This window comes from Rhizobium sp. UFLA01-1127, assembly GCF_059803845.1.
Map to the genome: position 1 here is coordinate 1 of NZ_JAUQTZ010000196.1, position 8,666 is coordinate 8,666.

At 59.0% G+C, this 8,666-nt stretch carries 5 protein-coding genes; 1 reads left to right on the forward strand and 4 read right to left on the reverse strand.

What is annotated here, in order from left to right; genetic code table 11:
* Positions 1-107: 107 nt before the first annotated feature.
* The gene (locus Q4Q11_RS29445; RefSeq protein WP_112505749.1) at positions 108-2,423 is read right to left on the reverse strand and encodes a PAS domain-containing sensor histidine kinase; all 2,316 of its coding nucleotides are present in this window, start codon (positions 2,421-2,423) and stop codon (positions 108-110) included.
* Between the two features lie 340 nt (positions 2,424-2,763).
* On the reverse strand, positions 2,764-5,412 hold the full coding sequence (gene pepN, locus Q4Q11_RS29450) for an aminopeptidase N (RefSeq protein WP_498571681.1): 2,649 nt from the start codon (positions 5,410-5,412) through the stop codon (positions 2,764-2,766).
* Between the two features lie 602 nt (positions 5,413-6,014).
* Here pepN and Q4Q11_RS29455 point away from each other — a divergent pair.
* On the forward strand, positions 6,015-6,887 hold the full coding sequence (locus Q4Q11_RS29455) for a hypothetical protein (protein ID WP_498571682.1): 873 nt from the start codon (positions 6,015-6,017) through the stop codon (positions 6,885-6,887).
* Positions 6,888-7,319: 432 nt separating this feature from the next.
* On the opposite strand, the gene Q4Q11_RS29460 is transcribed toward Q4Q11_RS29455, so the two are convergent.
* Both Q4Q11_RS29460 and Q4Q11_RS29465 read right to left on the reverse strand, forming a co-directional pair.
* A complete protein-coding gene (locus Q4Q11_RS29460) occupies positions 7,320-7,511 on the reverse strand; it encodes a hypothetical protein (protein WP_112505738.1) in 192 nt (63 codons plus the stop codon).
* 139 nt (positions 7,512-7,650) lie between these two features.
* On the reverse strand, positions 7,651-8,541 hold the full coding sequence (locus tag Q4Q11_RS29465; RefSeq protein WP_498571683.1) for a uracil-DNA glycosylase: 891 nt from the start codon (positions 8,539-8,541) through the stop codon (positions 7,651-7,653).
* Positions 8,542-8,666 lie beyond the last annotated feature (125 nt).

Consider the following 8,666-nt stretch of genomic DNA (forward strand, 5'->3'; position numbering starts at 1 on the left):
CACAACCATCCTCTCAGTCAGGACGCTCTCCTCAAAGGCCGCCGCAAGTCGCCGCGATCAGCGGCTTAGTTCAATCCCAAACCGATTCCGATAAGCAATGATCCGCTCTAGCGCTGATCCGGGATACGGATTGCGATGACGGTGCCGATGCCTTCGCGGGAGCGGATGCGCATGCGGCCGTGATGCAGCGCCGTCAGCGATCTGGAAATGGCAAGCCCGAGACCGGAGCCTCCCTTGCTCTTCGCATATTGGCTCTGCACCTGTTCGAAGGGCTGGCCGATCTTGCTGAGCGCCGATTTCGGAATTCCGATGCCGGTGTCGGCGATAACGAGCATCACCGCATCTTCGACCCTGCGCGTGCGAACCGCGATGCGCCCGCCGTCATTGGTGAATTTCACGGCATTGGAAAGCAGGTTGAGCACGATCTGTTTCATCGCTCGCCGGTCGGCGTTGAGCTTGATCTCGGAGGAGATGGTCTGCTCGACCAGAATGTTCTTCTGCGCAGCCGGAATGCGGGTGAAGCGCAGGCATTCCTCGATAAGCGGCGCAAGATCGATCCGCTCGCAGGAGAGTTTCATATGCCCCGCTTCGATCTTGGACATGTCGAGAATGTCGTTGATGACATTAAGCAGATGCTTGCCGCTGTCGTGGATATCCTTGGCATATTCATTGTAGCGGGCCGAGCCGAGCGGTCCGAACATCTGGTCCTGCAGGATTTCCGAAAAGCCGAGAATGGCGTTGAGCGGTGTGCGCAGCTCGTGAGACATGTTGGCGAGGAATTCCGATTTGGCCTTGTTGGCGGCTTCGGCGCGTTCCTTCTCCGCGAGATAATTGGTGTTGGCGGTCGAAAGCTCCGCCTTCTGCCGTTCCAGAATCTGCCGCGATGCTGAAAGATCGTTGATGGTTGCCATCAGCCGGCGCTCGGATTCGCGAAGGCGTTCCTGGTTACGCTTGAGCTGCGTGATGTCGGTGCCGACGGAGACAAGGCCGCCGTCGCGGGTACGGCGCTCGTTGATCTGCAGCCAGCGCTCGTCGGCCAGCTGCACTTCCGTCGTCTGCGAATGACTGGAACGGCCGGGATCGACGATGCGGCGCTCGATGACCGGCCGTGCGGCTGCGGCATTGACGAGGGCGCGTTCGGTGCCGGGCACGAGCACGGTGTCCGGCAGGCCGTAGGCCTGCTGGAAATGCGCATTGCACATGACGAGGCGATCGTTCTTGTCCCATAGCACGAAGGCTTCGGACGTGCATTCGATGGCGTCGGCCAGCCGCTGATCGGCTTCGGCATAGCGCTGTGCCAGCCGATGCTGCTCGGTCACGTCCATAGCGATGCCGATCATGTGCACGCGGCCCGAATGGGTGCGAATGACCTGGGCGCGGGCACGCATCCAGACGTAATGCCCCTTGGCATGGCGGATGCGCAGAATCTGGTCCACCTGGCCGGCCTTGCCACGGGTTACGGTGCGGGCGAGCATATGCAGGCTGTTGTCGTCCGGATGCATCAGCCGTGCTGCATCCGTAAAGGCGAGCGGCTTGTCGGCAGCCGGCAGCCCAAGCATGTCGTACATCGAGCGCGACCAGAAGAACTTGCGGCTGGTGAAATCGAAATCCCAGAGACCGCAGCGGCCGCGCGACAGAGCCGTCTCGACCCGCAGGTTGGATTCAAGGAAGATTTCGTCGGCGTCGCGCGCCCGTTTCACCTGCGTATAATAGGCATAGAGGATGACGAGAAGGATGGAGGAAATACCGGCAAAAAGCGTGACGTTGAGCGTAAGCTCATCGCGCCAGAGCTTGTCGAGCTGTTCCATCGACGCGGCCGACAGAATGAAGTCGCCCTTGTCGCCGATCAGGGAAATTGCCGCGTAGTAAGGCTCGCCGCCGATCATGGTCTCTATCACGCCGGCATGGTCGCCGAAACTGCGGATGGCGGATACTTCGGGAAAGAAGTCGGAGACGAGCATGCCGATATAGGCGGAGCCGGCGGCGGATGAGGCGAACACCCGTCCGCTCGACTGCACCAGCAGCACGAATGCGCCGGTGTCCAGACGATCCTGCGGCAGATAGGAGGCCAATTTCCGTTCCGCGCCGGTCCGGTCGCCGGCCTGGAACAGGCTGGCGTCGTTCGAAAAGGCGGCGGAGGCGGCGGCGATGGAGAGCGAGGTCGTTCGGCGCGCCGAAGCCGCCATGCGGCTGTGCTCCGTGATCATACCGAAGAAATGCGAGGCGGCGACGACCATCAGGAAGGAAACGATGAGGACCGGAATGATGCGCTTGAGGATTTGTTCCGTCTGCGGAAAACGACCGGAAATCGTCTCCATCCGCACTCCGGGTCGGTCGGCAACACCGCTATGCCAGGACTTCAGACCGTCGAAATTAACACGCAGCCGTCCATCGGCCACGGTTGCCCGCCGCACGTCCACCATTGCTTTAGCCTTGTCCCTCGTGTGATTCGCTGCGCCGCTCGCCCGAATCTGCCTTAATGAATCACTCGTGATTCGGCTTGTCCAGAGGGTGAGGTAAAACTTTCTTAACCATCTGCGATTTCAGCATATTTTGCACACGCGGCGGTAAGTTGCGCGGGCACTGGACTCGTTGGAGGCGAAAAGGCTGATACTAGAGCCGGATGATTTTAGGCCTGTTCGGCCTAAAATCTGAATCCTCTCTAGAATCGAAGAAGTAGAGCATGATGTCGTCCGAAAACCGAGCACACTTCGGCATCATGCTCTAATCAGCCTTTGAAATAGGCATGCAGGGCGATCGAAATCACCCCTTCAGGATACGGTCCACGATGTCGCGTACATCAGTCGAAAGATTGGCTGAGCCTTCGATCCGCATCAGTGCCGAGCGGGCATGGTCGGCTCGTACCGGTTCCAGCAGGCGCCAGGAGCGCATAGAGGTCAGGATGCGAGCTGCTAGCTGCGGATTTCGCTGATCGATTTCCAGAATTTCGTCGGCCAGGAAATTATATCCGCCACCGTCCGCACGGCCGAAACCAGTCGGGTTGGCGAAGGCAAACGTGCCGATCAGCGAACGCACGCGGTTCGGATTGGTGCGCTTGAACAACGGCGTTTCCATGAGCAGCCGAATGCGCTCCAGCGCGCCTGAGCCGGGGATTGCGGCCTGAATGGCGAACCATTTGTCGACGACGAGCGCGTTGTCTGCGAAGCGGTCGCGGAAATGCGCAAGTGCCGCCGCCGTTTCGGCCGTATCCGGAAAGCGCTGTGCCAGAATGGTAAGCGCAGCGCTGAGATCGGTCATGTTGTTAGCGGCGTCATAGGCTGTCTTCGCTCTGGCCGGCGTTTCGTCCAGCTGCGAAAGGTAGCCCAGCGCTGCATTGCGCAAGGCACGGCGGCCGGCGCTTGCCGCATCCGGGGTGAAGGGATCGGGCGTTTGCAGGCCCTCGTAAAGCGCCGTGAAGACATGCTTTCCAGCTTCCGCGACCCGCTTGATGATCGTCTGACGGGCGGCATGAATGGCGTCCGGATCGTTGTTGCCGCCGAGTTCGCGGGCGATGTCGGCCTCGCTTGGAAGAGCAAGTGCCTGAGCCCGGAACGCCGGCTCCAGACTTTCGTCGGCCGCAGCTGCGAGCAGCGCGTCGGTGAAAGCCGAATCACAGGTGATCTCGGTGCCTTGGCTTGCGTCGCGTGCCGCCTGCAACAGGTTCGGCAGGCCGAGGTCGATCAGTGCCTGCCAGCGAGCGAAATGATCGGTCTCGTAGCGCGCGATCAAGGCGAGATCGCCGGCACTCTGGCTGAATTGCAGATTGATCGGCGTCGAAAAGCTGCGATTGAGCGAGAGGACCGGCCGCGACGGGATGCCGTGGAATGTCACCGTTTGCGTCTGCTTCGTCAGATGCAGCACGTCGTCGGTCAGCTCTGCTCCCGTCATGGATGCCGGCACGATGACGGTGCCGTCTTCGGCAAGCAGACCCATGCGCAGCGGAATGTGCATCGGCTTCTTCACGGTCTGGCCCGGCGTTGCCTGCACCATCTGCTCAAGCGACAGGGTGAACGTCTTGGCGTCGGCATCATAAGCGCCGGATGCGGTGACGAGGGGCGTCCCAGCCTGATGGTACCAAAGCGAAAACTGGGCGAGATCGCGGCCGCTGACGTCCTCGAAGCATTTGACGAAATCCTCGATCGTAACCGCCTGTCCGTCATGCCGATCGAAATAGAGATCCATACCCTTCTTGAACGGATCGCGCCCGAGCAGCGTGGCGATCATGCGCGTGACTTCGCTGCCCTTCTCATAGACCGTCGTCGTGTAGAAGTTGTTGATTTCACGGTATTTGGTCGGGCGCACCGGATGAGCAAGCGGGCCGCTATCTTCCGGAAACTGCTCCGATTTCAAATGGCGCACTTCCGCGATACGCTTGACGGGGCGCGAGCGTTGGTCGGCGGAAAACTCGTGATCGCGATAGACGGTCAGGCCTTCCTTGAGGCAAAGCTGGAACCAGTCGCGGCAGGTGATGCGGTTGCCCGTCCAGTTGTGGAAATATTCGTGCGCGATGATGGCCTCGATATTGGCATAATCGGCATCGGTCGCCGTCTCGGGATCGGCGAGCACGTATTTGTCGTTGAAGACGTTGAGGCCCTTGTTCTCCATGGCTCCCATATTGAAGTCCGACACGGCGACGATCATGAAGATGTCGAGATCGTATTCGCGTCCGAACCGCTCTTCGTCCCACTTCATCGAACGCTTCAGCGCATCCATGGCATAGGCAGCACGAGGCTCCTTGCCATGCTCGACATAGATCTTCAGCGCCACTTCGCGGCCCGACATGGTCGTGAACGTATCCTCGACGACACCCAGATCGCCGGCAACGAGCGCAAAGAGATAGCTCGGTTTCGGATGCGGATCGAACCAGGCCGCGAAATGCTTGCCTTCGCCATAGCCGGCGCCGCCGAGGAAGTTGCCGTTCGACAGGAGCAGCGGGTTTGTTTGCTTATCTGCGATGATGTTGACCGTATAGGGGGCGAGAACGTCCGGCCGGTCGGGAAAATAGGTGATACGCCGGAAGCCCTCGGCTTCGCACTGCGTGCAATAGACGCCGCCGGTGCGATAGAGGCCCATCAATTGCGTATTGGCCTCCGGATTGATGACGGTCGTGATCGTCAGCTCGAAAGGCGCAGTTTCCGGCAGATCGCGGACGGTCAGATTTTCGGGACTGGCGTCGAATCGTTCCGCAGGGAGATCGACCTGGTCAAGCAGCAGCCCGGACAGCACCAACTCGTCGCCGTCGAGCACAAGCGGCGCTTTTGGATCGATGCCTTCGCGGCGATGGAAGATCAGCCGTGCTTCCACCTTGGTTTCGGTGGGATGCAGATCGAATGTAAGGTCCACGCGTTCCAGGACGAAGTCGGTAGGCCGGTAATCTGCCAGATTTACGATCTGGCCCGTATCTGTTCGCATGGTCTATCCTGATCAGGCTAAGCTAGGGCGGGTACAGTCCGAAGCGTCCCCTCGGACTAAGGTGTCGCATCATTACATCGAAATCTGAACCAAAGTTAAAGTCATGTCATGACTTCGGTATGTTTTGTTACGGCACAATAAGTATTTGCTCATTTGTCTGTCCTTGTTTCAGTTCAAGCGCGGCTCTAGAATGGATATTGAGCGAATGAGCAACAATTTCTGGTCTGCATTTGCGGATGGCAGTACAGTTGCTACCATGCGCTCAGTGGGATCGACGTTGCTGCGCTAGGACCGGATGATTTTAGGTCTGTTCGACCTAAGATCAGAATCCACTCTAGAATCAAGGAAGTAGAGCATGATGTTCTCCGAAATCCCCCTGACATTTTTTGGAATCATGCTCTAACGCCGAATGAGGCTCTTCAAGCAGGGAAACAGTAATTTAAAGTAAATTATTTGTTTAACCTCTTGCGGTATAACGGCACCTGCATAACTATAGCATGCTATTAAATGTCGGAATTATGATCGATTCCGCGTGACATTGTTCACAAAAATGAAACATCCCATTTGTCGCATATTGAGAAGGGCACCCCAAGGAGGCCCGATTGAGCTTTTCCATCGAGCAACTAGCTCGCCATCCCAGATTCGTAGCGTCGCTGCGCTTTCTCTCCGAGGCATTGCGCAACCGCTACGACAGCGGCCCGAGGATTGCGCGTATGCTCGCCTCGCATCAGCGCTGGCTTCTGACGCAAACGGCCTATGCGCTCCATCTTGAACACGATCCGGCAGTTCCCGGCTCGGGTTTGACCGTTGTCGCGCTGCGCGATCTCATTACGCATTATCGTGTCGCCAGCCGCAATACGGTCCTGAGCTTCATCGAGGAATTGCTGACCTATCGGTTTCTGGAGCTGGCGCCTGGGCCGGTGCGGCGTCCGCGCAGGTACGTGCCGACCGACATGAGTTTCACCGCAATGTTCGGTTGGTATCTCGCCAATCTGGCGGCGCTCGATTTGCTTGACGATGGCGGTCGCGCAGCCGCATTGGCCGCCTCGCCGATGCTGCTGGATCTTGCGCAGCCGCGCATGGCGCGCAACTGCCTGGAAGCGGAAATCTGGCGCGAGCCGCCCGAGAGCGTCGGCCTGTTTCTGTGGACCGAAGCCGGCGGCCTGGTCGTCGATCACATCATGTCGAAACTGGATCTCGATGAGCTGGTCGGCGAAAGAATCGACATAGGGCGCGTCGATGCACGGGCGCTGGCAATGCACTTCATGATATCGCGAACCCATCTGCAGCGCCTCTTGCGCAAGTCTGCCGAACGCGGAGACATCGGCTGGCATGATGAGGTCAAGAAGACCCGCATGTGGGTATCGCGTAATTTTCTGGATCGGTACTGCGGATGGCAGGCGGTGAAACTGGCGGCGGTCGATGAGGCTTTCGCCTGGGCGCAATCCGTCAAGAAGGGCTCTGATCCGCTCTAGAAACAAAGAAACAGAGCATGATGTCGTCCGAAAACCGATCACACTTTTCGGCATCATGCTCCAACTCAGGCGCAATGCTGCGGCCGAAGATCCGCGGAAGTTCAAAGGGGAATGCTGGCGGCGGCGGTCCGTGCAGCACCCGCTTCGCGGCATTCACCCTTGCGAAAATTGCGTGCCTTTTCGAATTCCTCGGCCGGCCCGCACCGCGCAGCCGATATGGCTGACCGAATCGAACAGGACAATGAGGGGACGCAAACCCGAAGACATGATGCGGATCCTGATGGAGCAATTCCAGGGAAAGCGCACAACGGTTTTCCGCCCGGAATTGCGTAAAAAACAAAGGGATGGAGCGTCTTCGCGATTCGAAAGAAAAGCGAAAAGCTCTCGTCAAACGCTGTGCCGAATAGCCGTCGCGCTATTCGCGCCTCTTGGTCAGCAGGCGCGGAAATCGGCGAAAAGGGTCGTCGGCCGGCTGACGCGAGCCGATATGCCGGTGCCCCGCGCAGTCATCTGCTCATTGGCAGCGATGCCGAGATTGCGATGGCCGTTTGTGGCGCGCACGGGCTCGATGGCGCGGCGCAGGGTATCAAACCCACAATGTATGGGACGAAAACGTGCAGTCATTGCCTTGGTTCCTTTCGAGATTCCTCCCAAGACACTTCCTATATTGCAATGCAACATCGATTCTGCAATGCACAACGCGCCAAGACTGCCATGCGAAAAATGCATGGCTAATGTCATGTTCCGTTAACGCCTGCAGGAATCAGCCTAATATTTCAGCGGCGATATAATTCTTGAATGTCAGAAGATCATTCCATGCCAGCCGCTTATTGATCGGTGCGGTCAGGAGTTCTTGCGGATGAAGGCTGGCGATGGCCGGCACGGTGCGGCCAAGAATGCTGATTTCCCGCCATTGCCCGCGCAATCCGTGGATGGTTTCGGCACCTCCGAAGAAATGCCGGGCGGTGAAATTGCCAAGCAGCAATACGGCCTTAGGCTCTGCAAGCGCAATCTGCCGTTCTATGAACGGACGGCATATCTCGATTTCCGGTGGGGACGGGGCGCGGTTGCCCGGCGGCCGCCAGGGGATGACGTTCGTGAGCAGGATCGCGTCGCGTTGAAGGCCGATGGCGGCCAGCATCCTGTCGAGCAGCTGACCGGCCCGACCGGCAAACGGCGCACCTTCGCGGTCGTCGTCGGCGCTCGGCATCGGCCCGATCACCATGATTCGGCCTTCGGGCGTGCCGCTCGCAAAGATCGTCGATCGCGCGCTGTTCTTGAGATTGCAGCCATTGAAGGCTTCGATGGCAGTCTTCAATTCGGAGAGCGAACGTGCGCTTTCGGCTGCGAACCGGGCTTGTTCCACCGCCTGCTCGTCGGGAATTGCCGGTGTGGCGCGCGGCGGTGCCGCTGCCGGCGGAGCGGCTGGCCTTGCAGCCTGGCGACGATCTGGTTGCGATCTTGCCGCCGGTGCTGTCGGAGCTTCCGGCCGGGGCTGCGCGGCCCGCAAGCTCTGTCGAGCGGCGCGCATGGCTTCGAATTCGGCAAAGCGGTCCACCGGCTGCTCTTCCAGCAGCCAGTCTACGCCGGCATCCGCATGGAAATGCAGAAGGGCGGCAAGCTCGGCCGGTGTAAGATCGCTGGCGGAAATCATGAGCCGACTCTAGAGCATGATGCCGAAAAGTGTAAACGGTTTTCGGACGACATCATGCTCTACCTATTTGAATTTAGCGCGGATTCAAATCCTTGGCCGATTCGACCTGAAATCATCCGACCCTA